This is a genomic window from Hymenobacter canadensis (assembly GCF_027359925.1).
Lineage (GTDB): Bacteria > Bacteroidota > Bacteroidia > Cytophagales > Hymenobacteraceae > Hymenobacter > Hymenobacter canadensis.
Map to the genome: position 1 here is coordinate 4297910 of NZ_CP114767.1, position 26177 is coordinate 4324086.

Sequence of the window (26177 nt, forward strand, 5' to 3'; positions counted from 1 at the left end):
GCAGATGCCGGGCAGAATAAATGCGCTACTGCACTGACCCGTTGGCCGCCGCTGGTGGCTGCGGGGCCAGCTGCTGCAGCAAAACCAACAGCATGTGGTAGATTTCCTGCAGCTGCGCGGGGTCGGTCAGGGCCTACTCTTTGGTGAAAGTCAGGAGCGTGTCGGCGTCCGGCGCATTCGGGTCGGTGGTGAGGTCGAGACGCAGCTCCTGATACCGCAGCAGGGTTTGGCGCACCGCGGGGTCAGCAAAAAGCAGGGCTCGTAGCTGGTCGGGGTTGTTGGTGGTCATGATGTACGCACTATCCAGGTCCGGGTCGCTCAATTCCACGTCTTGCAGGCCCAGCAGCTTGCCCAGCTCGTGCACCCAATCCTGCTCGTGCAGGGTGAAGTGGAGCGTCGGCTGGCCCGGCACCACGGCCCGGAAGGTGGTGGTTTCGTAGCCGCCTTCGAAGCCGCCGCCCAAATCGATGTCCAGGCTTAGCTGCATCTGATAGCCGTTTTGGTGCAGGTTGGCGGTGTACTCGAGCAAGTCAGACTGGCGGATCATGTCGGCGGCTACCTGTTGCCACAGGGCAGCTTCGGTGTCGGCGGAAAAGGTGCGAATGGTGTCCATGGCAGTGGGAAAGTAGGAGTGCGGTAGTTGTACCGGCCTGGGCGCCGTGGGGTTGTTGGTGGCCTGGGCTGAAAGGACGAATGAGTGCGTAAGGTATGACGTTGGAAAACGTGGCAGCGGTTGGCTTGACGGGGGCCAACCTGCGGCGCAAGCTTGCGTTAGCAGGGGCTATGAGCCGTGCATTTACCAAAGAAGACGATTCGCAGGAAGCCCCCATTGTACCGCCCCGCGCGCCCTTGCCGCCCGGCATGGCCAACTACGTCACGCCCCGGGGGCTGGCCCTGCTGCGGGCCGAGCTGACGACGCTGGAAGCCACCCGCACCCGCGCCGAAGCCAACCGCGAAAACGAGGCCGACCGCACCCGCCTGCTTACCCTCTACAATGCCCAGATCGTGGCCCTCAACGCCCGGCTCGGCAGTGCCCGGCTCATAGACCCACGTACGCAGCCCGCCCAGGAAGTGCGTTTCGGCGCTACCGTGACGCTGCGCACTCGTAGCGGCGGCCGGCCCGGCACCGAGCGGCGCTTCACCATTGTGGGCGTAGATGAGGCCGATGTGGCGGAAGGCCGGCTGGCATTTGTGGCGCCCATGGCGCGGGCGGTGCAGGGCGCGCAGCTGGGTCAGCTGGTTACGCTGCAGCTCGGGCCGCAGGAGGAAGAGGTGGAGGTAATCGGCATTTCCTACGACGACATAGCACTGCCGCCTCTCTAGCGCTTTGGCGGCTGCCCAACACGTATGTGGGTTGCTGCTGAAGATAAACTCCCGACATTTCGATTACCTGCCTTCTTTCTAATCCGTCTCGTTATGCGGCTCCGATTTCTACTTTGCTGCGGTCTGCTTTTGGCCGCGTCCGGCCTGCGGGCCCAGTCCACTGTCACCGGCAGCATCCGCTTCGGCGGGGTCGTGCGCGACTACCGGCTGTATGTGCCGCGGGCGTACACCGGCGCGCGGCCGGTGCCGCTGCTGCTCAACCTGCACGGCTACGGCTCCAACAACCTGGAGCAGGAGCAGTACGGCGACTTCCGGGCCATTGCCGATACCGCCAACTTTCTGGTGGTGCATCCCAACGGCACCCTCGACGGCACCGGCAGCCGTTACTGGAACACGTTCACGGCCCCCGGCAGCGGCGGCCCCAACGACGTAGCGTTTCTGGCCGCCCTGATTGATACGCTCAGCGCTAAATACCGCGTCGATGCCAACCGCGTGTATAGCACCGGCATGAGCAACGGCGGCTTCATGAGCTACGAGCTGGCCTGCCAGCTGAGCGGGCGCATTGCCGCCATTGCGTCCGTTACGGGCAGTATGGTGGCCAGCCGGCAGGCGGTGTGCATGCCGGGGCGGGCGGTGCCCATCCTCGAAATCCACGGCACCGCCGACGGCACCGTGCCCTACAACGGCAACCTGCTGTTTGTGCCCATCCCGACGCTGCTGGCAGGCTGGGTGCAGCGCAACGGCTGCAACCCCACGCCCGTCGTCACGCAGATCCCCGACATCAACACCGCCGACGGCAGCACCGTGGAGCGGCAGCTGTACACGGGCGGCCGCAACGGCAGCGTAGTAGAGCACTACCGCATCATCGGGGGCGGCCACACCTGGCCGGGCGCGCCGGTGAACATCGGCGTCACCAACCGCGACATCAACGCCAGCCGGGAAATCTGGCGCTTCCTGCGGCCCTACCGCCTGACTGGGCTGGTGGCTTCCACCAAACCCGAAACTTCCGGCCGGCTGTTGCAGCTGGCTCCCAACCCGGCGCAGGAGCTGGTAACGCTGCGCGCCGAAGCCGGCCAGCCGCTAACCCGCCTGCGTGTGACGGATGCGCTGGGCCGCGTGGTGCCGGCCACCCCGCGCCGCACTTCCGACGGCAGCCTGCAGCTGTCTACAGCCGGCTGGGCGTCCGGCATCTACTGGGTGCAGGCCGAAGTAGCCGGGCAGCCAGTGGTGCGCAAGATGGTGAAGGAGTAGTCGGCCCGGCTTCTTTGCAGGCACAGGAATTTTATTCAGAACGTCATGCTAAGCCTGCCGAAGCAACTCTATTGCAACGGTAATCCAACGAAGCGGTAGAGATGCTTCGGCAGACTCAGCATGACGTTCAAGCAGCATTACTCAATACCCGCGGGCCAGCTGCACCAGGTTTTGCAGCGGCTGCTGCTGGCGGAGGCGGTGCAAATTGTCGAGCAGGATTTCCACTTTGCCTTCGTCTTCGCGGGGCTGGCCGCCGCCGCTGTGCTGGGTGAGCAGCACGTTGGGCAGGCCCCACAGCGGATTGTCGGCGGGCAGCGGCTCCCGGGCCGTTACGTCGAGGACAGCCCCGGCCAGTTGGCTGGCTTGCAGGGCCGCCAGCAGCGCTTCCTCGTCGGTGGTGTTGCCGCGCCCGACGCTGGCGTAGAGGGCGTGGGCGGGCAGGGCCTGCACCATTTCGGCCGAGAAAAACCCGTCGGCGCTGCCGGGTAGGCAGTTTACCACCAGGTCGGTTTCGGGTAGCGCGGCCAGCAGGTCTTCGCGGGAGTGCAGCTGGGCGCGGGCGTCGGTGCGGGCCAGCAGCTGCACGTGGCAGCGGAAGCCCGCCAGCTGCTCGGCCACGGCCTGCCCGATGGCGCCACTGCCCAGAATCACCACCCGCTTGTCGCGCAGCAGCCCCACGCGGCCCCGGATAGGGCCGCCCACCCACTGCCGCCGGCTCTGTAGCACGGCCAGCTCCGGAATGGCGCGGTACCAGCCCAAAATGCCCGCCACGATGGTTTCGGCGCAGGGCCACGCGAAAAAGTCGCCCACGTTGGCCACCGGAAAATCCACCCGAAGCTCCTGATACCGGTCGATTCCGGCCGAATCAATCTGCCAGAACTGCAGCGCGGCTGGCGCCCCGGCCGCAAACCACTCCGGCGGCGGATTGCCCAGCACCACCTCGGCTTGTTGAAATGCTGCCTGCTGCTGGTTTTCTGGTAAATCCTGCCGGAAAGTGGGGTGGATGTCGGCAGGTAGCTGCTGAAGCAGTAGCTGCCGGGCCTGGTCGTTGAGGGTGGAGTATACGAAGAGCTGCATAGCGTGCTTGTTCTCTGATTGTCGCCTCTGTATTGCGGAATGGCGCTAAAATGCCCGCTTTGTACGGCGCGCCGGCCCCGGCGGCCGCCCAATCCTAAAAACCTGATAGCTTCGTAGATCCGCAGCCTCTCACTTTTATCCGGTTAGTTTCTTATGGAAGACCTCACGCACAATCAGGTTCAGGACTACTACGGCCAGCAGCTGCGCACGCAGGATGACCTGCAAACCAATGCCTGCTGCACCGACGATATTCCGGCCGAGCACAAGCGGATTCTGGCCCAGCTGGAGTCGGAAGTGCTGGAAAAATACTACGGCTGCGGCGTGGCCGTGCCGCCGCTGGTAGAAGGCTGCACTGTGCTCGACCTGGGCAGCGGCAGCGGCCGCGACGTCTACCTGCTGTCTAAGCTGGTGGGCCAAGACGGCCACGTAATCGGGGTGGACATGACCGAGGAGCAGCTGGACGTGGCCCGCCGCCACATCGACACGCACACGGCGCGCTTCGGCTACTCGCGGCCCAACGTGGAGTTCCGCCACGGCTACATCGAAGACCTGCACTCAGCCGGCTTGCCCGACAACAGCGTGGACGTGGTGGTCAGCAACTGCGTGCTCAACCTCAGCACCGATAAGGAAGCCACCTACCGCGAGATTTTCCGGGTGCTGAAGCCCGGCGGCGAGCTGCACATTGCCGACGTATTCTCGGACCGCCGCGTGCCCGAAGTGCTGCGTCAGGACCCCGTGCTGTACGGTGAGTGCCTGAGCGGCGCCCTCTACATCGACGATTTCCGGCGCCTGCTGCAGCAGCTGGGCGTGGATGACTACCGCCTCACGGCCAGCCGCCGCCTCACCATCGGCAACCCCGAAATTGAGGCTAAAGTGGGCAACATCGGCTTCTACTCGCTCACGGTGCGGGCCTTCAAGCTGGCTCTCGAAGACCGGTGCGAAGACTACGGCCAGGTAGCCACCTACCTCGGTACCATCCCCGGCCACCCGCACGCCTTTGTCCTCGACGACCACCACCGCTTCGAAACCGGCCGCCCCATGCTGGTGTGCGGCAACACGGCCGAAATGGTTGGCCTGACCCGCTACGGCGCGCATTTCCGGGTGTTCGGCAATAAGGAGCAGCACTTCGGCCTGTTTCCGTGCGGCCCTACGGCAGCCGCTCCCGCCGGCACCGATGCCGCGGCGGCGTCCTGCGGCTGCTAGGAGGTAGACCATTCGCTTGCCATAAATAACAGCTTCATTCTACTGAAAAAAGGCTCCGCATCGGTTGATGCGGAGCCTTTTTGCTGACGTCGAATGTCAGGAAACTAGTCTTTCTTGGAGTACTGCCGGTAGCGGACCGGATCCTTTTTCTTGTCCTTTTTGCGGCCGATGATGGCCCCGCCTACGGCACCAGCCGCGCCGCCGATGATAGCGCCTTTGCCCCGGTCGCCTTTACCGGCAATGACGGCGCCGGCCGCGGCACCCGTGCCGCCCCCGATGATGGCGCCTTTGCCTTTCCGGCTCATGCCAGACTGGGCCGCAGCGTCGGAAGCGGAAACGGTGCTGCTCAGCATCAGTACGGCCGACAGCATGGCTGCATATATTTTGATGGTCTTCATGTCAGTGAAATTTAGCAGTTGGGAAACTGATATATGCCCCTGAAACGGCCGGCGGAATAGTAGGGTTATAGGCAGGCCATAATATTGCACATCAGGAGTATGCCGGCCAGCCGCCAACAAAAAAACACCCCGAGCCAGATGGCCCGGGGTGTTGGAAAATGCGTTGGCGGAGCTGGCTAGCGGCCGGGCGCCTGCGCGCCGGCTGGTACCGGCGCCGAGCCTACGGTGGCGGGCGTCTTCACGTATTTGTTCAGCCAGGAGTTCATCTCCCACAGCATGTGCATGATGGACTCGCGGGCGGCGTAGCCGTGGCTTTCCGAGGGCAGCACCACGTAGCGCACGGTGGCGCCGTGGCCTTTCAGGGCGTTGTAGAATCGCTCACTCTGGATGGGGAAGGTGCCGGAGTTGTTGTCGGCCTCGCCATGAATCAGCAGGATGGGCGTCTTGATTTTGTTGGCGTAGTTGAACGGCGACATGGCGTTGTAGACCTCCGGGGCCTGCCAGTAGGTGCGTTCCTCGCCCTGGAAGCCAAACGGCGTGAGCGTGCGGTTGTAGGCGCCGCTGCGCGCAATGCCGGCCCGGAACAGGTTGGAGTGGGCCAGCAGGTTGGCCGTCATGAAGGCGCCGTAGCTGTGGCCCATCACGGCCACGCGCTTGGGGTCCACCACGCCCAGGCGCTGGCCTTCGTCGATGGCGGCTTTGGCCGAGGCTACCAGCTGCTCGGTGTAGGTGTCGTTGGGCTCCTTAGTGCCTTCGCCCACAATCGGAATGCTGGTGGCCTGCAGCACGGCGTAGCCCTGCGTCACCCAGAACACCGGCGAGCCCCACGAGAGGCGCGTGAAGGTGTAGGGCGAGCCTTTCACCTGGCTGGCGTCTTTCTTGTCCTTGAACTCCACGGGGTAGGCTTCCATCAGCGTCGGGAGCGGGCCGTCTTCCTTCTTGTAGGTAGGCGGTAGGTAGAGGTTGGCGGTCAGGTCGACGCCGTCGGCGCGCTTGTACTTCAGCACCTGCTTTTTCAGGCCGCCGAGGCTGGCGTAGGGGTTAGCGAACTTGGTAAGCGGCGTGAGGCGGTTGCTGCGGGCGTCGCGCAGGAAGTAGTTGGGCGCGTCCGTCACCGACTCGCGGCGGGTGATAAGTTGGCGCTTGCTTTCGTCGAGGATGGCAATGGGCTGCTCGTAGAACGGCGCCTCCGAGCGCCACCAGCGCAGAATCTTCTTGGTGCGCACGTTCATCTCGTCCACGAACGGCCGGTCGCCTTCCGGCGAGGCGCCGTTGCTGAACAGGTAGATGATGCTGCTGGTGGGGTCGGTGACCAGCACCTGGCGGCCCAGGGCGTTGCGCTTCAGGTAGGGCGTGCCGGGGTCGGTGTAGGTATCCTGCGACGAGCGGTCGAAGAGCACCGTGAGCGAGGTTTTGGTGGCTAGGTCCAGCGTCCAGGTGGTTTCGTGGCGGTCGGCCCAGCGGTAGCCCTGCACCAGCGCCAGCTTATCGGTGCCCCAGTAGATGCCGGCGTAGCGCATGGGCAGCGCGGCCAGCTCCAGCGGCGTGCCCTCAAACGGGGCCGCCAGCGCAAACACTTTGTCGCGGATGGCGGCGGCCGTTTTGGGGTCGCCGCCGTCCTGGGCTTCCACCCAGAACACGGTGGCAGGGGCATCTTCGCGCCAGCCGTGGGCGCGCGGCCCGGTAGGGGCCGCGTCGAAGCTGGTGGGCACGTTATCGGCCAGCGGCATATCTTCTAAGGCCTTCACCACGGGCCCGTCGATGCTCAGAATGTCTACCCGCACTGGGAAGCTGCTCACGGGCAGGGTGTAGGAAAACGGCCGGTGGCGCGTTTTCACCAGCACGTAGCGGCCATTCGGCGACGGCGAAGCCTGCTGAATGATGCCCGGCTCGCCGAGCGGCTGCATGCGCCCGTCGGTCGTCACGCGCACGGCCTGCGACAAGGCGAAATACTGGAACTGCCGCTCGTCGGCGGGGTTTTTCAGCAGATCCTGGTAGGTGCGGGCGGCGGCGGTGCGGCCGCTGTTTTCCTGGATGGTGGGGCCGGTGGGGGCCACCGTGGCCGACGGCACCTCGCCGCGGCCGCCCACAATGGCGCGGGCAATGAGGGCCTTGCTATCGGACACCCATTCGTAGCTGGTCCCGAACACGCCGTTCAGAAAGATATTCGGCACCAACCGGGCCGACGCCGACGCCACATCCGCCAGCCACAGCTCAATGTGGTTGTTGGTGGTGTGGGTGAAGGCAATCTTGGTGTTGTCCGGCGACCAGGTGACCTCGCTGATGCGGGCATTGGCCGGCAAGCCCTGAATCAGCAGCTCCTTGCCGTCGGGCAGGCGCTTGAGACGCAGCATGGTGGCGTAGGTCACGCGGCTGGGCCCGTTGGTGCGCGGGTTGATGCGCAAGCCCGCCAGGCGCAGCTCCGGCTGCGACAGGTCGGCGATGGTGGGCATGTCCTGCACGTCGAGCTGCAGCATCCACTGGCCGTCGGGCGAGATGCTGACGCGCGGCGTGGGCGGCGTTTCAGCCAGGGTTGCAATGGCTTTGGGCGGCAGCTGGTAGGGCAGATCCTGTGCCCGAACGGCCAGGCTGGCCAGCGCCAGCGCAACAAAGAGGAAAGTTTGTTTCATATAAGCAAAGCAGACGCAGACCAACAGATTTGCCGGCAAAAGTCGCTATTTAATCCCGACGGTACAGCATAGCGGCGTCATAATCTGCTAGTTGTGATTATAGATAGGATAATTCAGAGGATGATTTGACTGGCTGACGCCCTGCAGCCCGCCCGGCTGGCTACCATCACTGGCGGCCAAGGCAGTTGAAGGCCAATTGGGTAGGCTACAAACGCCACCGGCCCGGCAACGCTGTGGTTGCCGGGCCGGTGAGTATGGAAACGGCCAAAGCCGCCGGAAAAGCCCTAGTGATTGATAGGCGCTTCGATGACAATAAACTTGCTTTCCGCCTCGCAGCTGATGTGCACGTCGGCGGTTTCCCACAGGCCCAGGCTTTCGCGCGGCGCTACGGCCTGGCCGTTCACGGTCAGTTGGCCTTCGAGCAAAAAGATGAATACGCCTTTGTTGAGCGGGTTCAGGGTGTAGTCCACGGTCTGGCCGGCGTCGAAGAAGCCCAGCGAGAGTTTCGCGTTCTGGTTGATCCAGCAGTGGGCCGTGCCCTCCTCGTTGCTGACGATGGTGGTGAGGCGGTTGCGGCGCTTCTCGGCCGGGAAGTGGCGGCGCTGGTAGCGGGGCGTCACGTTCTGCAGCTTGGGCTCAATCCAGATCTGCAGGAAGTTCACCTCGTCGTCGCCGATGTTGTGCTCCTCATGGCGCAGGCCGGTGCCGGCGCTCATAATCTGCACCCAGTCGGTGGCCACCTCCTCGGAGTAGCCCAGCGAATCCTTGTGGTTCATACGCCCGGCCAGCATCACCGAAATGATTTCCATGTTGGCGTGGGCATGCAGGCCGAAGCCGCCGCCGGGTTGCACAAAGTCGTCGTTGAAGACGCGCAGCAACCCGAAGCCGCTGCGGGCCGGGTTGGCGTAGGGCCCGAAGCTGAGCGAGAAGTTGCTCTGCAGCCATCCGATGTCCTTCAGGCCGCGGTCGGCGGCGGAAATGAGAATGTGTGGCATAAGACTAAGCTGGTAGTTGACCGTGAAAAGCAATTTCGCTTACGGGCTTGCGCTGGCGCGGCGCTTTCTCGCGGCTCAGGAACGGCTCTTCCAAGTGGTCGGCCTCGCCGACGTAGCCCAGCGCCAGCATGGCCACCGGCTGCAGCGACTCCGGAATCTGGAAGGCTTCACGGGCCTTATTAGCATCGAAACCCGCCATGAAGTGGCCGTGTAGGCCCAGGGCCGTGGCCTCCAGGATCAGGTTGGCATTGGCCATGCCCAGGTCGTGGAGAGCGGCGCCGTTGGCGTTGCCGTTGTCGTAGTGCGTTTTCACCAGGGACAGGATGAGCACCGGGGCGTTTTTGGCCCAGGGCTGGTTGCCGGGCATCAGGCAGTCGACCAGCTTCTGGAACGATTCCTGGTCGGATTTATGGGCATAGATATAGCGCCAGGGCTGCTCATTCATGGCGCTGGCCGCCCAGGCGGCAGCTTCAAACACCTGGTTGAGGGCGTCGGGTGCTACGGGCTGGCTGGTGAAGGAGCGCGGGCTCCAGCGCTGGCGAATTAGCTCGTGGACGGGATAGGTGGTGGTGGCGTGACGCATAGTGTCGCAGATGGTGCAGATGAAAAGGATGTCGCAGATGATGAGTAGCAGATGAAAAGGATGTTGCGGATGATGCAAAGAGCATCGATCCGCAACATCCTTTTCATCTGCACCATCTGCGATTTACAGACTCATGGGTACGTCCATCAGCAGCAGGCGGGTGTTGCTGTCGGCCTGCACCGTGAAGGAAGTGGTGTCCCAGATGCCGAAACCGTCGCGGGTGTGCAGGGCCTGACCGTTGATGGTGGCGTCGCCTTCCAGCACGAACACGTAGACGCCGTTGCCGGGGCGCTTCACCTGGTAGTCGGCGTTGAAACCGGCATCAAAATCGGCCAGGTGGAACCAGGCATCCTGATGAATCCAGACGCCGGCATCGTCGGGGTCGGGCGAGAGAACCTGCTGAAACTGGTTGTGGCGGTCGGCGGCCCGGAAGCTCTGCTGGTCGTAGCGGGGCTGCACGCCGCGCTTGTTCGGAAACACCCAGATCTGCAGAAACTTCACTTCCTCGGTGCGGCTGTGGTTTTTCTCGCTGTGCGCGATGCCCGTGCCGGCGCTCATCATCTGCACGTCGCCGCTCTGGATGATGCCGTGGTTGCCGGCGTTGTCCTTGTGCTCCAGCGTGCCGGCCAGCGGAATGCTGATGATTTCCATGTTGTCGTGCGGGTGGGCGCCGAAGCCCATGCCGGCGGCCACGGTGTCATCGTTGAGCACGCGCAGCACGCCAAAGTGCATTCGCTCCGGGTTCTGGTAGCCGGCAAAGCTGAACGTGTGGTAGGAGTTGAGCCAGCCGTGGCTGGCGTGGCCGCGGGAGTTGGCGGCGTGCAGGAGCGTTTGCATAATCGGGAAGTTGAAACAGGTCTGAAGGAAGCCGCGGGATGCGGTTGGTGATGCAATATATGTACATACATCAATTGCTTCCTAAAAGTTTACTGCATTTCCGATATTCTGTTTGAAAGGGAGGCTGAGGTAGCATCGGCCCAGCGGTTCGCCTCACCCCCCGGCCCCCTCTCCGAAAAGGAGAGGGGGTGCCAGCCGAAGATGACCTGCGCACGAACCTGATTATGGCTATGAGCCGCGTAGCGGCGGTAGATTTATCAGGCTGTGTCTGTGAAGCCGATTAAAACTATCCGAACGTCATGCTGAGCTTGCCGAAGCATCTCTACCGCTCCGTCTGCACCGATTCAACGGAGCGGTAGAGATGCTTCGGCAAGCTCAGCATGACGTTCAGCCACAACCCGGGGGGCAACTCATTGGGCTAATGCTGCTTACTACTGCTTCTGCAGCTTGCGCGAGGCCAGCACGCGGCCCTGGCCGTCCAGCCATTGTACCAGGTACAGCCCCGGCGCCACGCCGGCCACCGATACTTCCGTTTCGGCAGCGGCAGCGGGCCACTGCCGCGCCACTTGCCCGCGGCCATCGAGCAGGCGCATGGTGCGGCTGCCGGCTGGGGCGCCCAGCGTAAGCGTGGCGGCGGCGGGGTTGGGGTAGAGCGGAATGGTGGCGGCCACGCCGGAGCTGGCCGCCAGCGGCCGGCACTGCATGGTGGCCATCAGGTAGCGCCACAGCTCGGTGTCAAACGACGATACCGCCAGCCGCGAGTCGCCGGCCGACTTGCCCTGGCGCACCACCACCAGCCCCAAGCTGGGCACCACGTAGATCTTCTGGTCGTTTTTGCCCAGCGCCGCAACCAGGTCGGCGGGGGCCGTGGGGATGAGCGGGCCGTTGAAGACAGCTTGCAGGCCCGGCAGCATGTACGAGGGCTGCCCGTTCAGCCACCAGAGGTAGCCGTAGCTGCGGTTGAAGCCCTGCGAAGGCGTGGTCATGCGGCGGAAATAAGCCGTGTCGCGCAGGATGGCGGTGCCGTTCCAGGTGCCGCGGGCCAGCGTGAGCAGCCCGAACCGGGCCACGTCGCGGGCCCTGCTGTAATACACGTCGTTCACCCACAGCCCGCTCATACCAATGCGGCTGGCCAGGTTCTGGTTGGTGTACTGGTTGATGGTGAGGCCGCTGGCCTGGGCCAGCACGTTTTGCAGCAAACGGTAGGGGCCGGTGTGGTAGGCCCAGCGCGTACCGGCGTCGGCGCGGTAGAGCAGGCAGCCGGCGGCGGTGCTTTCGTTGTCGCAGGGCGGAGGTGGGGCGTCGTGGAGGCCGGTGCTCATCGTGAGCTGGTGGCGCACCGTGATGAGGGCCTGCTTGGCAGCCGGCGCCGACGTCCAGCTGCGGCCGAGGTAGCGGGAGGTGCTGTCCTGAAGCTGCAGCAGACCCTCCTGCTGGGCCACGCCCACCAGCGTCGCCGTCAGCGACTTGCCCGCCGACGCCCAGTACCAGACGGAATCCTGGGTGAAGGTGCCGTAGTAGCGCTCCACCACCAGCCGCCCGTCCTTCAGCACCACAAACGACTTGGTGCCCTTGCGGCCCAAAAACGCCACCAGCGAATCGAGCTGGGGCTGGCACCAGCCCAGGCTCTGGGGCGTGGTAGTGGCCCAGGTGCCGCTGGCGGGCGGGAAGTACAGGGGCGTTTGCTGCGCCCGGCCCGGCAGCACCGGCAGCAGCAGCAGAATCAGCAGGAAGCGTAGAACGTGTTTCATAGGGCAACTACAAGTATAGCGGTTGCCAGATGGATGCCGAAATGGCGGCCGGGTTTAATGCGGCGCTACCGGCTCAGCACCGTGCCCGAGTAGGAAGTGCCGTCGGCGGTGACGGGGCGGCTGTTGAGGAAGTAGCGGCGGCGGGTGTTGTAGGAGCAGGGGCAACAGCCGGTGCCTTCCTCAGTGCTGATTTCCAGGTTGCTGACATCGAACTCGCGGTTGGCCAGCGGCACCACAATGCGGTAGCTGGAGCCCAGAAACTGCGCCGCCGTGCTGATTTTGCCGGCAAACAGCAGGTTCAGCACTACGTCGCGGTTGGAGTAGCCGAAGCCCTGGTAGATATTCTGGAACTTCTGCCGGATGGTGTCGCGGGGCTGGGTGAAATCGGGGTTGGCGTAGCGCACCACGTAGGCCGAGGCCACTTCGGCCTGCCGGAAGCCGTTGCGCAGCGTGTCGGCATCGAGGCGGAACAGCACCAGTTCGTCGGCAAATGGGTCGCAGGTGTCGCAGTCGACGGTGCCACAGCCGCAGCCGGCCAAAGCGGCACTCAGCAAGCCGGCGGCCAGCAGGCGCAAGGAAAGCGGGCGGGAGGGTAGAGTGGGTAGCATAGAATAGCAGGAAGGGAATGAATACCGCGCAGTTGCATACAGCACCGTAATTTGCCGGCCCTGCAATATACCTATGCTGCCTTCAGAACCGATAGTGTCGCGCCTGGCGCCCACGCCCAGCGGCTTCCTGCACCTCGGCAACGCCGTCAACTTCACCCTGACCTGGCTGCTCACGCGCCGGGCCGGCGGCACGCTGCACCTGCGCATCGACGACCTGGACCGCGCCCGGTTCCGCCCCGTCTACCTCGACAACATCTTCCAGACCCTGGCCTGGCTGGGCCTCGACTACGACGCCGGCCCCAGCGGCCCCGCCGACTTCGAGCAACACTACTCGCAGCGCCACCAGCTGCCCGCCTATGAGGCCGTGCTGCAGCAGCTGGCGCAGGTGCCCGGCCTGCTGGAAGCCAGCACCCGCTCCCGCACCGGGGCCACGCCCGCCGCCACCGTGCCGCTGCACACACCCGAAGCCGCCTGGCGCGCCCAGGTGCCGCCCGACACCGAAATCAGCTTCCCGGATGCCGCCCAAGGTCCCACCGCGGTGCCGCTGGGCACCTTGATGCCCGATTTTGTGGTGCGCAAGAAAGACGGCGCAGCCGCCTACCAAGTGGCGTCGGTGGTGGATGATCTGCGGCTGGGCACCAACCTGATTGTGCGGGGCCTCGACCTGCAGCCCAGCACCGCCGCCCAACTCTGGCTGGCCCGGCAGCTGCCCGAAACCGCGCCGTTCAACGCCGCCCGTATCCGGTTCCATCACCATAACCTGCTGCTCGCGCCCGATGGGCAGAAGCTGTCGAAATCCACGCAGGCCGGTGGCTACGGCGGCATTGTGGCCGAAGCGGCCGGCCCGCAGGTGGTGTATGAGGCCGTGGCGTGGCTGCTGGGCTTGCCGCCCGGCCCGGTTGGCTCGCTGCCGGAGTTGGCGGACAGGTGGCGGGAGGCTGGTTGAACGGTGAATCATAAGGCCGTCATGCAGAGGCGCAGCCGAAGCATCTCGCGTGCTGATGTTGCTTCACTAGCCCAGGGTTTAAACCCTGGGCTACGGAGCGGTTGCTGTTCAACGATTTGGCAACATCAGCACGCGAGATGCTTCGGCTGCGCCTCTGCATGACGTTCTTTCCTACTGTGGTTCAATTCACCCAACCAGCCTCTACCGCAACTCCTTCTTGAACTCCTCGGCCCAATGATCTGCCAGACGGGTGGGCTCGGGGAGCTTGTAGCCGCGCAGGCAGGCCAGCGTGAGGCGGGTGGCGGTGGCCTGGTCGCAGCGGTGGCCGGGGCTCACGAACAGCGGCAGCACCTTGTCTTTGCTGCGGATGACTTCGCCCAGCAGCTCGCCGCTGCGGTCCGTAAGCGGACTGATACTGCCTTTGGTGGGAGCCGGCTCCTGAAACGTGCCGGTCAGCTTCTGCTTGGCCACCCCGAACGTGGGCGTATCGAGCATGACGCCGATGTGGGCCGCAATGCCCATGCGGCGCGGGTGCGCAATGCCGTGGCCATCCACCATAATGATGTCGGGCTTCTGGCGCAGCTTTTCGTAGGCCAGCAGCACGTTAGGAGCCTCCCGAAACGACAGCAGCCCCGGAATGTAAGGCAGCGTGACGGCGCTGGTGTGGTACACCTTCTCCACCAGCTCCAGTGATGGAAAGCGCAACACCACAAACACCGACAGAATAGTGTCGGGCGTGGGAAACGACGAGTCGCAGCCGGCAATGAAGGCGGGCGCGTGGGGCAGCGGCTCTAGCCGCACTTCGGCGCGCATCGTGTCTTGCAGCTGCGTCAGCTCCCGCACTATAAGCGGATCGGCGGGCGGGCCGGGCGGGCGGTAGTAGGCCATAGAGTAGCTGAGTAATGGAGTAGCTGAGTGATGAGGCGAAAAGACCTTATACACCGGGCGCGGGCCGTGGTTGCGGGAATTGGTGGCGGCCGCAGTTTCCGCGCTGCCCTACCCGCGCTGCGGCCGCTCCTGGCCGTGGCGGGCCCAACCCCGGCCCGGCCTGCCGCGTTAGCAGCGTAGACAGTTTTACCTGTTTCCGCCATGCCCAAACCCGAACAACCTGCCCACACCGGCAGCGGCGCCTTCTTCGAGCGCCGCTACTGGGTGGACGTGCAGCACGCCCGCCAGCCGGCCGCCGAGCTGCTCGACCACATTGAGAGCCACCTGCCCGACTTCTCGCCCGATCTGTTGGCCGAGTTCAAAAAATCCAAAGGCGCCGCCCACAGCCTGCGCGTCGGCGACGAGTTTGGCGTGAAAATCCTGGGCCCCTGGAACGGCGACGTGCGCGTCACGGACATCGGCCCCGACTACTTCGAGCTGGCCACGCTGGAAAGCCACCCCGAGGCCGGCCGCATCTGCTTTTCGCTGAAGCCGCACGCCACGCTGCCCGACACGCTGCGCTTTGAAATCCACTCTAAAGCCCGCTCCCGCGACGGGCTGGTGGCTTTCACCTACGACACGCTGGGCTTTGGCAAGAAAGTGCAGCAACAAACCTGGGAAACCTTCTGCCAGCGTGTGTCCGACTACTGCGGCGGCCTGCAGCTGGGCCCGGTGCAGGTGGAAACCATCCGGCAGGACGAGTCCGGCACTGAAATCACCCACGATGCCTAAACCAGCCCCTCTCTACGAGCTGCAGAAGGCGCGGCTGGAATCGTACGCCAGCGCCGGCTACAACTTCGACCACGCCCGCCTCAGCGAATACACGCTCGCCACCGGCTGGCACGTCGACGACTACGAAACCGAGCTGCCCGCCGAGGCGCCCGGCCCGGCCGAAGCGCACGGCTCCTGGGCCGCCGCCCGCGAAGTGCTGCGCAACTACACGTTTCCGCCGCCCGGCCTCATCACCGGCATCTTCGTGCCCGACCAGCCGCTGGAGCAGCGCGTGATGGTGCTGCGAGGCCAGTTCTTGTTCTTCCGGTTCTGGTTTGGCGTGCGCATCGGCGGCGTCACCGACGAAACCCGCACCCTGCCCGACGGCTCCCGCGAGCAGGTGTGGGGCTACAACTACCGCACGCTGGAAGGCCATTTCGAGCGCGGCCAGATTGATTTCACGGTGCACAAGCACTTGGCCACCGGCCGGGTGCGCTTCCACATCCATGCCGTATCCCAGACGGGCCGCATCCGCAACCCGTTCTACTGGCTCGGCTTCAAGCTGTTTGGCCGGATGCTGCAGGTGCGCTTCTCGCAGCAGTCGGTGCGGCGGCTGAAGGAGCAGGTGGAGGAGATGCTGCGCAAGGGCTGGACCTCGCCCGACGCCTCGCAAGCGCCGCCCGTGCAGGCCGCCGCCACCAACGCCAGCGCCCAGGAGCAGCTGGATGAAGCTACATGAGGCAGGCCAACTGGCACGTCATGCAGAGGCGTAGCCGAAGCATCTCGCCAGTGTGGTAAATGAGTTTAATCCACTGGCGAGATGCTTCGTCTGCGCCTCTGCATGACGTTCTGGTACTACGCTTCCTCTACCGGCTCGCCGCCGTTAATCATGTCCGATGTAATACCGGGCTCGTCGGTTACCTCGGCGCGGAACACGCCCACGATGTGCGCCACCACGAAGGCCAGCACCACGTACATCGAGAATTCGTGGATTTCCTTCATTGTGTGCTCGATGCTGCGGAAGTTGTCTTCGAACACCAGGATGATGCCCGTCACCACCATCACGGCCAGCACCACATAGAAGGCGCGGTAGCTGTAGCGCACCCACACGGCTTTGGTTGAGCCCGGCTCGCCGGCGGCCACGCGGCTCTTTAGGCGGGCCAGCTTGGCGGCGGTGCGCTGCCCGCCCCGCTGCCGGAAGCTCACCAGCACGCGGAAAGCCAGCAGCACCGAAATCGTAATGCCAATCCAGATATGCCAGTCCCAGATACGGTGCGCCACGATGCGCGTGAGGCCGCGCAGCTTGTCGGGCGCAATGGCCACGCCCTGGTCGGCCAGCACCTTGCTGAACTCCGGCGCCAGCGTCTTCACCTTCACGATGACGAACAGAAACAGAATCGTCATCAGCTGAGCCAGCACGAGGCCGGAATTGGCCCAGTGCCAGATGCGCAAGCCCAGCGAATTGCGTTTGGGGCCCGTAGTGATAGGCGAAGAAGGAGTGGTAGAAGCCATAGTGTGGAGTAGGGAGCGAGCAATAATGCCCGTAATGTACACGCTTATGCCTGCAACCTCACCAATTGAGCGGTTTTTCGGGGCAGATTCCCGCACCATTCCCGCCGGACACCGGCCATTTACGTATGCTGCCTGTTGGAACGCATGCTAAACCTTTCGGGCGGCATAGAGTTATACCTTCTCGCACTTTTCTGCTTACTCACTTACCTACCAAACCATGACTGCAGCCAAAGGCTACGCCGCTCACACGGTAAACGCTCCCCTCGCTCCTTTCGATTTTGAGCGCCGCGACGTCGGCCCGCATGATGTGCGCATTGAAATTCTGTTCTGTGGCGTGTGTCACTCCGACGTGCACCAAGTGCGCGACGAGTGGGGCGGCTCCATCTTCCCAATGGTGCCCGGCCACGAAATCGTGGGCCGCGTGACCGAAGTGGGTGCCCACGTAAAAGGCTTCAAGGCCGGCGACCTGGCCGGTGTCGGCTGCATGGTGGACTCGTGCCAGCACTGCACCGAGTGCAACGACGGCCTGGAGCAGTACTGCGACAACGGCTTCGTGGGCACGTATAACGCCAAAGACAAGGATGGCTCCGTGACTTACGGTGGCTATTCCAACAGCATTGTGGTAACGGAGAAATTCGTGCTGCACGTGTCTGAGAAGCTGGACCTGGCCCGCGTGGCGCCGCTGCTGTGCGCCGGCATCACCACCTGGTCGCCGCTGCGCCAGTGGAACGCTAAGAAAGGCGACCGGGTAGCCGTGATGGGCCTCGGTGGCCTGGGCCACATGGCCGTGAAATTTGCCGCCGCTATGGGCTGCGAAGTAACCGTGCTCAGCACCTCGCCTTCCAAGGAAGAAGATGCCAAAGCCCTGGGCGCCCACAAATTCGTGGTGACCAAGGACCCCGCTGCCATGAAAGGCATCAGCAACTACTTCGACCTGATCATCAACACCGTGTCGGCCCCGATGGACCTGACGCCCTATGTGGCCAGCCTGCGCCTCGACGGCACGATGGTCCTGCTGGGCGTGCCACCAGAAGCGCCGCAGCTGCACGCCTTCAACCTGATTGCCAAGCGCCGCCGCATTGCCGGCTCGCTGATTGGCGGCATCCAGGAAACTCAGGAAATGCTGGACTTCTGCGCCGAGCACAACGTGATGAGCGACGTGGAGGTAATCCGCATGGACTACATCAACGAAGCCTACGAGCGGATGATGAAGTCTGACGTGAAGTACCGCTTCGTCATCGACCTGGCCACGATTTAAGCACTGACGAAAAAAAAGCCTGTCATCCTGAGCGGAGCGAAGGACCTTATTGCAGACGAACGACACGCGTAACAACGGCTCGTTCTAACGAAATAAGGTCCTTCACTCCGCTCAGGATGACAGGCTTTTTCGTGCGTATTACTTACTCCTTTTCCACCGGGTACTGAAACTCGCCTTCCAGCGTGAAGCGGCGGCCACCGCGGCCGGCCTCGCACACCTGGCAGCGGTAGGTGCCGCGCAGCCAGTGCCGTGTGGCATCCACCCCGCTGATAACGACGGTGCCCGTGTTCTGCCCGCACGATTTGGAGTAGGCCGCTACCGGCCCGAAGCGGTACGAGGCGTCGCGGTTGCGGCCGCTCAGGATTTCCTGGAAGCTGTAGGTGCCCGCCTGGATGGGAAACCGGTCGATGATGATGGTCAGGCCTTCGCCGTCGGGGTCGTCGGCGCGCACCACGTTCAGGCGCAGGGCGCGGTCCTCACTCAAGAAGAATCGGGAACTGCTGGTGTCGGCCTTCACGGCCTCACCGTTGATGCGCATCGTGAGCTGCCGGGTTGATTCGGGCAGGGCGGCGGGCCGTTTCGGGACTAGGCCGAGCAGGGGCAGGAGCAGGAGAGGAAGCAGGCGGTTCATGGGCGGGGCAGGGCAACAATCAGCCCAGAAGATACGCAATGCCGTCATTCCGAGCGGAGCGAGGAATCTCGCGTGCTGACGTTCTAGAGCTAATCAGTACCGTTGCGGCGAAGCAAAAGAGATGCTTCGGCTTCGCTCAGCATGACAATTGCTTTGGCAACATCAGCACGCGAGATTCCTCGCTCTGCTCGGAATGACTTTCTGATAGAATGACGTGCCTTATTCGCGCTGGTCAGCTTACGCCAGCGTGCGGCCGGGGTACTGCTCCAAAGCGGCGGCGAGGCAGTCCATGGCCTGGCCGATGACTTCCTGGTTGACCACGTAGGCCAGGCGCACCTGCTGGCGGCCCAGGCCGGGCGTGGCGTAGAAGCCCGAGGCCGGCGAAATCATCAGCGTCTGGCCGTGGTGGCTGAAGCTTTCCAGCAGCCACTGCGCAAACCGGTCGGCATCGTCTACGGGCAGGTGGGCAATGACGTAGAACGCGCCGCTGGGCGTGGGCACCTGCACGCCGGGCATCTCACGCAGGCGGCGCAGCATCAGGTCGCGGCGGGCCAAATACTCGGCTTTGGTATGGTCGAAGTAGGTGTCGGGCAGGTCGGCGGCGGCTTCGGCCAGCAGCTGGCCCAGACCCGGCGGGCTCACCCGCAGCTGCGCCAGCTTGAAAAATACGTCGCGCAGGGCCCGGTTCTTCGTGACGATGGCCCCGATACGGGCTCCGCAGGCGCTGTAGCGCTTCGAGATGGTGTCGAGCAGCACGATGTGGTCGTCGGCGCCGTGCAGGTGCAGGGCGCTGGTGTACTCGGCGTCGTAGCAGAACTCGCGGTAGGCTTCGTCGGAAAGCAGGTAGAGGTGGTGGCGCAGGCACAGGTCCTTGAGCTGCTCCATTTCCTGGCGGCTATACACGTAGCCGGTGGGGTTGTTGGGGCTGCAGATCAGGATGGCCTTGGTACGGGGCGTGATTTTGCGCTCGAACTCCGCAATGGGCGGCAGGGCGAAGTTGTCTTCCAGACGGGACGTAACGGCTACCACGTGGGTGCCCGTGGCCACCGCAAACGCCGAGTAGGGCCCGTAGAACGGCTCCGGTACAATGAACTCGTCGCCGGGATTGAGGCAGCCCAGCAGCGCAAACGAAATTGCCTCGCTGCCGCCGGTCGTCACCAGCACGTCGTCGGCCACTACCGGCAAACCCAGGCGCTGGTAGTAGTCGGCCAGCTTGTAGCGGTAGCTGAGGTAGCCGGCCGTGGGGCTGTATTCCAGCACCTGAATGGCTGCCCGCTGCACGGCCGCCAGCATGGCCGGCGGGGTTTCGATGTCGGGCTGGCCGATGTTGAGCGGGTGCACCACCAGGCCGCGCTGGCGGGCGGCATCGGCGTAGGGCGTGAGTTTGCGGTACGGAGAAGCGGGCAGAGCCACGCCGCGCTGAGAAAGCTGAAGCATGGTCTTAAAGATAGGCCAGCCCACGCAAAACCCGGCCAGTATCGGCGGAAAAACCCGCGTCCGGCCCCGCTGCGCCCCAACCCGCGGCCCGCTTCGGCAGTTACAGCCGGTATGAACTATCCCGCGTCTCTCCCGGAACACTGGCTACGTGGCCCGCTGCCGGGCTTCTCCCCGCTGCTGCTGCCCTTGGCCCACGCCCTGCTGCAGGCCCGCGACGAAGTAGCCACTGCCCTGCACGACTTCCCCGACCACCTGCTGGGCGCGCGGCCGGCCGGCATGGCCTCGGTGGGGTTCCATCTGCGTCACCTGGCCGGCGTGCTCAGCCGCATGCAGACCTACACCGCCCATCAGCCCCTGACCGAAGAGCAGTTCCGCTACCTCGCCGCCGAAACCACGGATGATGCCGCCGCCAGCGCCCCCTCGCTGCTGCGGCAGTTTGGAGAGGCCGTGGAGCAGATGCTGGCCACACTGCGCAGCACGCCGGAAGCCACCCTGCCGGATTTCCGGCCGGTGGGGCGGCAGGCGCTGCCCAGCACCGTCATGGGTTTGCTCACGCACGCCGCCGAGCATACCACCCGCCACACCGGCCAGCTCCTCGTGACGGCCCGCGTGGTGCAGGCCGCCGCCATGCATCCGTAACAAAAAAAGGGCCCCGATGCGGGGCCCTTTTCTGTGCGGGCGGCTGCTGTGCCGGCCGGCTCAGGCGCTAGTACATAGCGTCGATGCCGGATTTGTCGCCGGCCGACAGGCCAGTGCGCTGGATGTTGAAGGTCGAGCCGTCTTTGCGGGTGATGGTAGGCTGGCCGTTCGAGGAAAACGAGAACGAGCCGTACATCATGATGGAGCCGAAGTCGAGCACGCCGTAGTCGGTGCCGCCGTAGCCCAGGCCCGAGTACTTGGTGAAGTTGCCTTCGTAGCCGGCCTGAATGTTCTGGGTGAGGATGTTCACGTAGGTGTCCCGGTCGTTGCGGGTCTGCTCGTGGAACAGGCCCAGCGCGTGCCCGATTTCGTGGATGGTGTTGCCCGTGGAGCAGCCCGAAGCCAGGTTGATGTACTGGCGGCTGCCGATCATGCCGATGTTGGACGAGCAGCCCGAGCCCACCCGGAACGTTACGTAGCTGGTCTGGGTGGTGCGGCGCACGAAACGTACCGGCGAGTTGGCCTGCCAGTGCGCAATGGCATCCGTCACGCGGGCCTGGTTGGGCAGGGCGGTATCAATGGTGTAGTACACCACGCCCGACGGCCAGCGGCCGGTGGTACGGCCGGCGCTGCCGGGGCGGCCGGCGTCCTGGCCCTGGCTGGCTTCTACTTGCTCCTGCGTGAGCAGAATGTCACCCTCGTACACTTTCTCGCCGTTGATTTCCTGGTAGCTGATGGGCTGGCCGCCCCATTCGCCGGCCTTGGCGGCACCGGACTGGCCGGGGTAGGCTTCCTCGGCTTTGGCATCCTGGGCCTGCTCCAACTGAGCCGGCTGGTTGGCATTGTCCTGATCCTTGTTGCAACCGGTTAGCGAAATAGTGCTAAGTGCTACTGCGGCGCCTAGCCCAAAAAATGAATACTTACGCATGGGAAAAGAGGTTTGGTTGTGGATGGCTGGATAACGAGCAACGAAAAAGAAATATTCCATCGAAAGTGAAAAAAATAAATTTCATGGAATAGTATAAGATGAATCGGCGCCGTCGGCTGGGTGTTGCCGGACTGCCCGGCGAGCCAAGCAACGCCCGGCAGCGGCGCGCTGTCCCTGCTGCGCCGCATTTTCAGCAAACACCGGACGGTTGGCACAAATTTTGGAACTGGTCAGGAACTATTTTTCCTCTTTCATTATCGCCATGAAACACGCCCTACTCCTCGCGCTATCTGCTACGGCCATGCTGTTCTCGGCCTGCGCCAAAGACGACGACCTGCCCGCACCAGCGGCACCCGTAACCCCGCCCATTGCGAATGCCGGCTACGTGCGGGTGGTCAACAACCTGGCCGTGCGCCCCGGCAGCAACGTGCAGCAGGGCCCCGTGCAACTGCAGGTGGACTTTCAGCCGCTGGGGCCTGCTACCGCCATTGCTACGGCATCGCCCTATCAGGCCCTGTCGGCCGGCGAGCGGGCTGTGCAGGTGGCGCTGCCCGTCAGCTCCGGCTCCGGCTGGGTTTCGTTCAGCCGGCTGCCGATTGCCAAAGACCAGCGCTACTCTTTGTTCACGTACAGCAACGGCAGCCAGACATCGGCGCGGGTAGTGCAGGAGGCGGCGCTGCCGGCTCCCGTGGCCGGCAAGGCCCAGCTGCGGGTGCTCAACCTGGCCGCCGAATCCACGCCGGTGCGCATTGAGGAGTCGGCCGCGCCTGCTGCTCTCTACCCGGAAGTGGCCTGGAGCTCCATCACTGGCTATCAGGCCGTGGATGCGCGCACCTACACGCTTTACGCCTCCCGCACCAACGGCAACTACGACCCGCTGTTCAACCAGGCCGTGACGCTGGTGCCCGGCAAAGCCTACACCCTGGTGCTGCGCGGTAGCAACTATCCTGATGTCGTAGCCCCCGAGAAACTGGCCTTCGACCTGATAGAGGACGAATAATATCCGCTTCCCCAAAACCGAAACAGGGCACCCGCCGGGTGCCCTGTTTCGGTTTTACGCTTCGCACGCGCTCGGCTGTTCTCCGCACTCGCTCGGCTGTGCCGAGTGAGTCCTACGCCTGAGGGGCTGTGCCCCGAATCCGGCCGCGCCGTCGTGGCAGGCGCACGCAGCATAGCTACTTGAGCGTATTGCTCACTAAGCGGATTCAGCTATCTTTTCCTCATGTCTGAGCTGCGCAAAACATATCCTGGAGGCCTATTCTTCCTGACGCTGACCGTGGTAGGATGGGTAGATGTATTTATCCGGCCGCAATACACGGAAATCATCATTGATAGCCTCCGCTACTGCCAGCAGCATAAAGGCCTCGAAATCTACGCCTACGTGGTGATGAGCAGCCACATTCACCTGATTGCGGCCCGTACGGAAGGTAACCTTAGCGACGTGCTGCGCGACCTGAAGGCGCACACCGCCCGGCAGTTACTCAAAGCCATTGCCGAAAATGAGCAGGAAAGTCGCCGGGAATGGATGATGCGGCTTTTCGCCTACTATGCCCGCCCGCAACGCCAAAACGAACAGTATATGTTCTGGCAGAAAACTACCTTCCCCATTGCCCTCTGGACGCCTGCCGTCGTGCAGCAGAAGCGGGATTATATCCACAACAACCCTGTAGCCGCTGGTCTTGTCACGGCTCCTGAGCACTACCCTTTGAGCAGTGCTTGCTATTTCAGTCCGTTGCAAACGTTGCCGTTGTAGCGGCTGGTGCTCTGGCGTTGCCTACGCTGTTGCAGTTGCCGCACCGCCGTACTGCCGCACTCGCTCGGCTATGCCGAGTGAGGATTACGCTCAAGCAGCTGTGTTGCGCGCGTCTGCCACGGCGGCGCGGACGGGGCGCGGACGGATTCGGGGCATAGCCCCTCAGGCGTAGTACTAACTCGGCATAGCCGAGCGAGTGCGGAGTGCCGTTGTATTCTGGCCTATAGCTGGAGTAGCTGTAGAGGCTACCGCAACAGCTGTTACTATTTGAAAAAGGGTACGCATGGAGCGAAGAGGATTTGGAAATTATTCTTGGGTTGAGTTGGTCACTGGTTGAGAGGTGTTAAGCTCGCGCCAGATGGGATATAAGTTGAAATAAAATTTATTGACCTGGTTTGTATAAAAAATGATACCATTTATTGATGAATTCTGGCTCTTTAATGGATATTTTTTCAATAGAAGATTTGAAGAATTCTATGTTATTAGATAATGCATTGCAATACTGATGTATGAATTCGCCCAGGTTTTTATTTTTAAAGGCAATATCGGTAAATTTATGAGTTGTTGATTTACTGCTAATTGCTAAATTTATGCAATCCGAATCATTTAAATGCCCGCCCTGTATTATCCCTTCTACTAGAGGTCTAACAAATTCATTTTGATGATATGTTAGATCAGTTGTATTTGATCTTGAATCATAAAAATCCAAAGTCACCTTGTCAATAAGCGTGAATAATCTGTCTAGTTTGTATATGGAATTTCCATTGTATGTTTGATATTTGATTTTATTGGCTTTTTTTGAAAATTCATCAGCTAAGTCAGCAAATAGCTTAACATATTCTGTTTTTAAGACATGTACTTCCTTTATGTCACGATCTGTCTGGTCATTGATGTTCTTAAATGATTCTGAATAGAAGTCTATGTATTTATAGATGTCGTGTATAGTTTTTGTTGCGTTATTATCTTGAAATGATAAAAATATGTGATGCATTTTCTCATGACTTATTTTTTCTAGCCTAAATAGAGGAATGGTTGGATATGAATTTAGTATATGTGATTCATAAGGTTGTTTAATTATTTTGTTTGCATAATCTGTTAGTATTAAAATTTGCGATTCGATGAATTTTACCGCATCATTCAAAACAAGTTGAAAATATTCTGTATCAGCTTTGCTTTGTTTGTATTCGTTGAATATTTTTATATCCTTATCTCTTTGTATTTGCAACCAATATACGAATATTGCTCCTCCTGCTCCTAATGCAGCGCCTATTGCTGCTGTTGTAATTTCTTGAAGAAAAGATGAATCCGCAGAAAGGAACTCTCCATTTTGAAATATTATATCCATTGTTATACATGGTTATAATAGAAACAGCGCTGGAAAATTAATCCCAGCGCTGTTTCTATTGGTAACAGATCTACTACATCCGGGCGATAATCTCGTCGCCGAATTCGGAGCATTTCAGGAGCGTGGCGCCTTCCATCAGGCGTTCGAAGTCGTAGGTGACGCGCTTGGCGGCAATGGCGGCTTCGAGGCCTTTGTAGATGAGGGCGGCGGCTTCGTTCCAGCCCAGGTGCTCCAGCATCATGGCGCCGCTCAGAATCACGGAGCCGGGGTTCACCTTGTCCTGGTTGGCGTACTTGGGCGCCGTGCCGTGGGTAGCCTCGAAGATGGCGTGGCCGGTGAGGTAGTTGATGTTGGCGCCCGGCGCAATGCCGATACCGCCCACGATGGCGGCCAGCGCGTCGGAGATGTAGTCGCCGTTCAGGTTCAGGGTGGCAACCACCGAGTACTCGGCGGGGCGGAGCAGAATCTGCTGCAGGAAGGCATCGGCGATGCTGTCCTTGATCAGGATTTTGCCGCCGTCGAGGGCTGCTTTCTGCTGGGCGTCGGCCACTTCCTGGCCCTGCTTGGCTAGCACCTTGTCGTACTGGGCCCAGGTGTACACTTTGTCGCCGAATTCCTTTTCGGCCAGCTCGTAGCCCCAGGTTTTGAAGGCGCCCTCCGTGAACTTCATGATGTTGCCCTTGTGCACGATGGTCACGGAAGGCTTCTTGTGCTCGATGGCGTACTTGATGGCGGCGCGCACGAGGCGCTCGGTGCCTTCCTTGCTCACGGGCTTGATGCCGAACGAAGACGTTTCGGGGAAGCGGATCTTCTTCACGCCCATCTCATCCTGCAGGAATTCCAGCATTTTCTGGGCCTGCGGCGTGCCGTTCATGTACTCGATGCCGGCGTAGATGTCCTCGGTGTTTTCGCGGAAGATGACCATGTCGGTCAGCTCGGGGTGCTTCACGGGCGAAGGCACGCCGTCGAACCAGCGCACGGGGCGCACGCAGGCATATAGGTCTAGTTCCTGGCGCAGGGCCACGTTCAGGCTCCGGATGCCGCCGCCCACGGGCGTGGTTAGGGGGCCTTTGATGCCCACCAGGTATTCGCGGAAGGCATCCAGCGTGTCGTTGGGCAGCCAGTTGCCCGACTGCTTAAACGACTTCTCGCCGGCCATCACCTCTTTCCACACCAGCTTCTTCGACCCGCCGTAGGCCTTCTCCACTGCGGCATCGAATACGCGGACGGAAGCCGCCCAAATGTCCGGACCCGTACCGTCGCCCTCAATGAAAGGAATGGTTGGCTGGTCGGGCACGTTGAGCTTGCCGTTTTTGATGGTGATTTTCTGTTCTGCCATTGTTGAAGGTACTTTGGACTGTAGGTTTTTAGTTGTGTGGCTCAAGCCGCTTCGTCTGTCATCCTGAGCGGAGCGAAGGACCTTATCACGGCTGA

Annotated in this window: 26 protein-coding genes; 10 read left to right on the forward strand and 16 right to left on the reverse strand. The window is 62.3% G+C overall.

From position 1 onward, the window contains the following. Window positions 1–133 precede the first annotated feature (133 nt). Window positions 134–613 (reverse strand): hypothetical protein, encoded by a 480-nt coding sequence (locus tag O3303_RS18340; RefSeq protein ID WP_269559818.1) that lies wholly within the window; start codon window positions 611–613, stop codon window positions 134–136. Between the two features lie 170 nt (window positions 614–783). Between O3303_RS18340 and O3303_RS18345 the strand changes: the two genes are divergently transcribed. Both O3303_RS18345 and O3303_RS18350 read left to right on the forward strand, forming a co-directional pair. Further along, the gene (locus O3303_RS18345; RefSeq protein WP_269559819.1) at window positions 784–1323 is read left to right on the forward strand and encodes a GreA/GreB family elongation factor; all 540 of its coding nucleotides are present in this window, start codon (window positions 784–786) and stop codon (window positions 1321–1323) included. A 129-nt stretch (window positions 1324–1452) separates the two neighbouring features. Continuing rightward, window positions 1453–2574, forward strand: a complete 1122-nt coding sequence (locus O3303_RS18350; protein WP_269559820.1) for an extracellular catalytic domain type 1 short-chain-length polyhydroxyalkanoate depolymerase — start codon at window positions 1453–1455, stop codon at window positions 2572–2574. A gap of 141 nt (window positions 2575–2715) precedes the next feature. Here the strand turns inward: O3303_RS18350 and O3303_RS18355 are convergent, their stop codons facing one another. After that, entirely contained in the window at window positions 2716–3651 is a 936-nt protein-coding gene (locus O3303_RS18355) for a D-2-hydroxyacid dehydrogenase (RefSeq protein WP_269559821.1), read from the reverse strand. 153 nt (window positions 3652–3804) lie between these two features. Between O3303_RS18355 and O3303_RS18360 the strand changes: the two genes are divergently transcribed. Next, window positions 3805–4854, forward strand: coding sequence for a methyltransferase domain-containing protein (locus O3303_RS18360; RefSeq protein ID WP_269559822.1), 1050 nt, complete (start codon window positions 3805–3807; stop codon window positions 4852–4854). Window positions 4855–4958: 104 nt separating this feature from the next. Here the strand turns inward: O3303_RS18360 and O3303_RS18365 are convergent, their stop codons facing one another. The 7 genes from O3303_RS18365 to O3303_RS18395 all read right to left on the reverse strand — a co-directional run bounded on the left by O3303_RS18365 (window position 4959) and on the right by O3303_RS18395 (window position 12656). Then, window positions 4959–5252, reverse strand: coding sequence for a YMGG-like glycine zipper-containing protein (locus O3303_RS18365; RefSeq protein WP_269559823.1), 294 nt, complete (start codon window positions 5250–5252; stop codon window positions 4959–4961). Between the two features lie 176 nt (window positions 5253–5428). Continuing rightward, the gene (locus O3303_RS18370; RefSeq protein ID WP_269559824.1) at window positions 5429–7882 is read right to left on the reverse strand and encodes a S9 family peptidase; all 2454 of its coding nucleotides are present in this window, start codon (window positions 7880–7882) and stop codon (window positions 5429–5431) included. 284 nt (window positions 7883–8166) lie between these two features. Next, a complete protein-coding gene (locus tag O3303_RS18375) occupies window positions 8167–8877 on the reverse strand; it encodes a pirin family protein (RefSeq protein WP_269559825.1) in 711 nt (236 codons plus the stop codon). 4 nt (window positions 8878–8881) lie between these two features. Next, window positions 8882–9460: a nitroreductase family protein gene (locus tag O3303_RS18380; RefSeq protein ID WP_269559826.1), complete on the reverse strand. Its 579-nt coding sequence runs from the start codon at window positions 9458–9460 to the stop codon at window positions 8882–8884. Window positions 9461–9583: 123 nt separating this feature from the next. Next, window positions 9584–10297 (reverse strand): pirin family protein, encoded by a 714-nt coding sequence (locus O3303_RS18385; RefSeq protein ID WP_269559827.1) that lies wholly within the window; start codon window positions 10295–10297, stop codon window positions 9584–9586. A gap of 431 nt (window positions 10298–10728) precedes the next feature. Further along, window positions 10729–12048: a serine hydrolase domain-containing protein gene (locus O3303_RS18390; protein ID WP_269559829.1), complete on the reverse strand. Its 1320-nt coding sequence runs from the start codon at window positions 12046–12048 to the stop codon at window positions 10729–10731. Window positions 12049–12113: 65 nt separating this feature from the next. Beyond that, complete coding sequence (locus O3303_RS18395) at window positions 12114–12656, reverse strand: hypothetical protein (RefSeq protein ID WP_269559830.1); 543 nt, start codon at window positions 12654–12656, stop codon at window positions 12114–12116. Window positions 12657–12729: 73 nt separating this feature from the next. Here O3303_RS18395 and O3303_RS18400 point away from each other — a divergent pair, with 73 nt between their 5' ends. Further along, window positions 12730–13602 carry a glutamate--tRNA ligase family protein gene (locus O3303_RS18400; protein WP_269559831.1) on the forward strand — a complete coding sequence of 291 codons (873 nt, stop codon included), beginning with the start codon at window positions 12730–12732 and terminating at the stop codon, window positions 13600–13602. Between the two features lie 201 nt (window positions 13603–13803). Here the strand turns inward: O3303_RS18400 and nfi are convergent, their stop codons facing one another. Continuing rightward, window positions 13804–14490: a deoxyribonuclease V gene (gene nfi / locus O3303_RS18405; RefSeq protein ID WP_269559832.1), complete on the reverse strand. Its 687-nt coding sequence runs from the start codon at window positions 14488–14490 to the stop codon at window positions 13804–13806. A 201-nt stretch (window positions 14491–14691) separates the two neighbouring features. Between nfi and O3303_RS18410 the strand changes: the two genes are divergently transcribed. Together O3303_RS18410 and O3303_RS18415 are read left to right on the forward strand one after the other, a co-directional pair. Beyond that, window positions 14692–15261 (forward strand): hypothetical protein, encoded by a 570-nt coding sequence (locus O3303_RS18410; RefSeq protein ID WP_269559833.1) that lies wholly within the window; start codon window positions 14692–14694, stop codon window positions 15259–15261. Next, complete coding sequence (locus O3303_RS18415; RefSeq protein ID WP_269559834.1) at window positions 15254–15979, forward strand: DUF1990 domain-containing protein; 726 nt, start codon at window positions 15254–15256, stop codon at window positions 15977–15979. Before O3303_RS18410 ends, O3303_RS18415 begins: the two co-directional genes overlap by 8 nt. A gap of 116 nt (window positions 15980–16095) precedes the next feature. Here O3303_RS18415 and O3303_RS18420 read toward each other — a convergent pair whose 3' ends face one another. Continuing rightward, complete coding sequence (locus O3303_RS18420) at window positions 16096–16752, reverse strand: cytochrome b/b6 domain-containing protein (RefSeq protein ID WP_269559835.1); 657 nt, start codon at window positions 16750–16752, stop codon at window positions 16096–16098. A gap of 217 nt (window positions 16753–16969) precedes the next feature. On the opposite strand from O3303_RS18420, the gene O3303_RS18425 reads away from it, so the two are divergent. Beyond that, window positions 16970–18010, forward strand: a complete 1041-nt coding sequence (locus tag O3303_RS18425) for an NAD(P)-dependent alcohol dehydrogenase (protein ID WP_269559836.1) — start codon at window positions 16970–16972, stop codon at window positions 18008–18010. 142 nt (window positions 18011–18152) lie between these two features. Here the strand turns inward: O3303_RS18425 and O3303_RS18430 are convergent, their stop codons facing one another. Both O3303_RS18430 and O3303_RS18435 read right to left on the reverse strand, forming a co-directional pair. Beyond that, window positions 18153–18641, reverse strand: a complete 489-nt coding sequence (locus O3303_RS18430) for a hypothetical protein (RefSeq protein ID WP_269559837.1) — start codon at window positions 18639–18641, stop codon at window positions 18153–18155. A 237-nt stretch (window positions 18642–18878) separates the two neighbouring features. Then, the gene (locus O3303_RS18435) at window positions 18879–20078 is read right to left on the reverse strand and encodes a pyridoxal phosphate-dependent aminotransferase (RefSeq protein WP_269559838.1); all 1200 of its coding nucleotides are present in this window, start codon (window positions 20076–20078) and stop codon (window positions 18879–18881) included. Window positions 20079–20189: 111 nt separating this feature from the next. On the opposite strand from O3303_RS18435, the gene O3303_RS18440 reads away from it, so the two are divergent. Further along, on the forward strand, window positions 20190–20717 hold the full coding sequence (locus O3303_RS18440; RefSeq protein ID WP_269559839.1) for a DinB family protein: 528 nt from the start codon (window positions 20190–20192) through the stop codon (window positions 20715–20717). A gap of 67 nt (window positions 20718–20784) precedes the next feature. On the opposite strand, the gene O3303_RS18445 is transcribed toward O3303_RS18440, so the two are convergent. Next, entirely contained in the window at window positions 20785–21645 is an 861-nt protein-coding gene (locus O3303_RS18445) for a M12 family metallopeptidase (RefSeq protein WP_269559840.1), read from the reverse strand. A 262-nt stretch (window positions 21646–21907) separates the two neighbouring features. Between O3303_RS18445 and O3303_RS18450 the strand changes: the two genes are divergently transcribed. Further along, window positions 21908–22645, forward strand: a complete 738-nt coding sequence (locus tag O3303_RS18450) for a DUF4397 domain-containing protein (protein ID WP_269559841.1) — start codon at window positions 21908–21910, stop codon at window positions 22643–22645. 222 nt (window positions 22646–22867) lie between these two features. Continuing rightward, window positions 22868–23398 (forward strand): REP-associated tyrosine transposase, encoded by a 531-nt coding sequence (locus tag O3303_RS18455; RefSeq protein ID WP_269559842.1) that lies wholly within the window; start codon window positions 22868–22870, stop codon window positions 23396–23398. 382 nt (window positions 23399–23780) lie between these two features. Here the strand turns inward: O3303_RS18455 and O3303_RS18460 are convergent, their stop codons facing one another. Then, window positions 23781–24743: a hypothetical protein gene (locus O3303_RS18460; protein ID WP_269559843.1), complete on the reverse strand. Its 963-nt coding sequence runs from the start codon at window positions 24741–24743 to the stop codon at window positions 23781–23783. A 73-nt stretch (window positions 24744–24816) separates the two neighbouring features. Continuing rightward, window positions 24817–26082, reverse strand: a complete 1266-nt coding sequence (icd, locus tag O3303_RS18465; RefSeq protein WP_269559844.1) for an NADP-dependent isocitrate dehydrogenase — start codon at window positions 26080–26082, stop codon at window positions 24817–24819. Between the last annotated feature and the right edge of the window lie 95 nt (window positions 26083–26177).

What these genes read in the sequence shown, in the direction of transcription:
- O3303_RS18340 (WP_269559818.1), bottom strand. Translation starts at nt 613, where the DNA reads ATGGACACCATTCGCACCTTTTCCGCCGACACCGAAGCTGCCCTGTGG.
- O3303_RS18345 (WP_269559819.1), top strand. Translation starts at nt 784, where the DNA reads ATGAGCCGTGCATTTACCAAAGAAGACGATTCGCAGGAAGCCCCCATT.
- O3303_RS18355 (WP_269559821.1), bottom strand. Translation starts at nt 3,651, where the DNA reads ATGCAGCTCTTCGTATACTCCACCCTCAACGACCAGGCCCGGCAGCTA.
- O3303_RS18360 (WP_269559822.1), top strand. Translation starts at nt 3,805, where the DNA reads ATGGAAGACCTCACGCACAATCAGGTTCAGGACTACTACGGCCAGCAG.
- O3303_RS18365 (WP_269559823.1), bottom strand. Translation starts at nt 5,252, where the DNA reads ATGAAGACCATCAAAATATATGCAGCCATGCTGTCGGCCGTACTGATG.
- O3303_RS18370 (WP_269559824.1), bottom strand. Translation starts at nt 7,882, where the DNA reads ATGAAACAAACTTTCCTCTTTGTTGCGCTGGCGCTGGCCAGCCTGGCC.
- O3303_RS18375 (WP_269559825.1), bottom strand. Translation starts at nt 8,877, where the DNA reads ATGCCACACATTCTCATTTCCGCCGCCGACCGCGGCCTGAAGGACATC.
- O3303_RS18380 (WP_269559826.1), bottom strand. Translation starts at nt 9,460, where the DNA reads ATGCGTCACGCCACCACCACCTATCCCGTCCACGAGCTAATTCGCCAG.
- O3303_RS18385 (WP_269559827.1), bottom strand. Translation starts at nt 10,297, where the DNA reads ATGCAAACGCTCCTGCACGCCGCCAACTCCCGCGGCCACGCCAGCCAC.
- O3303_RS18390 (WP_269559829.1), bottom strand. Translation starts at nt 12,048, where the DNA reads ATGAAACACGTTCTACGCTTCCTGCTGATTCTGCTGCTGCTGCCGGTG.
- O3303_RS18395 (WP_269559830.1), bottom strand. Translation starts at nt 12,656, where the DNA reads ATGCTACCCACTCTACCCTCCCGCCCGCTTTCCTTGCGCCTGCTGGCC.
- O3303_RS18400 (WP_269559831.1), top strand. Translation starts at nt 12,730, where the DNA reads ATGCTGCCTTCAGAACCGATAGTGTCGCGCCTGGCGCCCACGCCCAGC.
- nfi (WP_269559832.1), bottom strand. Translation starts at nt 14,490, where the DNA reads ATGGCCTACTACCGCCCGCCCGGCCCGCCCGCCGATCCGCTTATAGTG.
- O3303_RS18410 (WP_269559833.1), top strand. Translation starts at nt 14,692, where the DNA reads ATGCCCAAACCCGAACAACCTGCCCACACCGGCAGCGGCGCCTTCTTC.
- O3303_RS18415 (WP_269559834.1), top strand. Translation starts at nt 15,254, where the DNA reads ATGCCTAAACCAGCCCCTCTCTACGAGCTGCAGAAGGCGCGGCTGGAA.
- O3303_RS18420 (WP_269559835.1), bottom strand. Translation starts at nt 16,752, where the DNA reads ATGGCTTCTACCACTCCTTCTTCGCCTATCACTACGGGCCCCAAACGC.
- O3303_RS18425 (WP_269559836.1), top strand. Translation starts at nt 16,970, where the DNA reads ATGACTGCAGCCAAAGGCTACGCCGCTCACACGGTAAACGCTCCCCTC.
- O3303_RS18430 (WP_269559837.1), bottom strand. Translation starts at nt 18,641, where the DNA reads ATGAACCGCCTGCTTCCTCTCCTGCTCCTGCCCCTGCTCGGCCTAGTC.
- O3303_RS18435 (WP_269559838.1), bottom strand. Translation starts at nt 20,078, where the DNA reads ATGCTTCAGCTTTCTCAGCGCGGCGTGGCTCTGCCCGCTTCTCCGTAC.
- O3303_RS18440 (WP_269559839.1), top strand. Translation starts at nt 20,190, where the DNA reads ATGAACTATCCCGCGTCTCTCCCGGAACACTGGCTACGTGGCCCGCTG.
- O3303_RS18445 (WP_269559840.1), bottom strand. Translation starts at nt 21,645, where the DNA reads ATGCGTAAGTATTCATTTTTTGGGCTAGGCGCCGCAGTAGCACTTAGC.
- O3303_RS18450 (WP_269559841.1), top strand. Translation starts at nt 21,908, where the DNA reads ATGAAACACGCCCTACTCCTCGCGCTATCTGCTACGGCCATGCTGTTC.
- O3303_RS18455 (WP_269559842.1), top strand. Translation starts at nt 22,868, where the DNA reads ATGTCTGAGCTGCGCAAAACATATCCTGGAGGCCTATTCTTCCTGACG.
- O3303_RS18460 (WP_269559843.1), bottom strand. Translation starts at nt 24,743, where the DNA reads ATGGATATAATATTTCAAAATGGAGAGTTCCTTTCTGCGGATTCATCT.
- icd (WP_269559844.1), bottom strand. Translation starts at nt 26,082, where the DNA reads ATGGCAGAACAGAAAATCACCATCAAAAACGGCAAGCTCAACGTGCCC.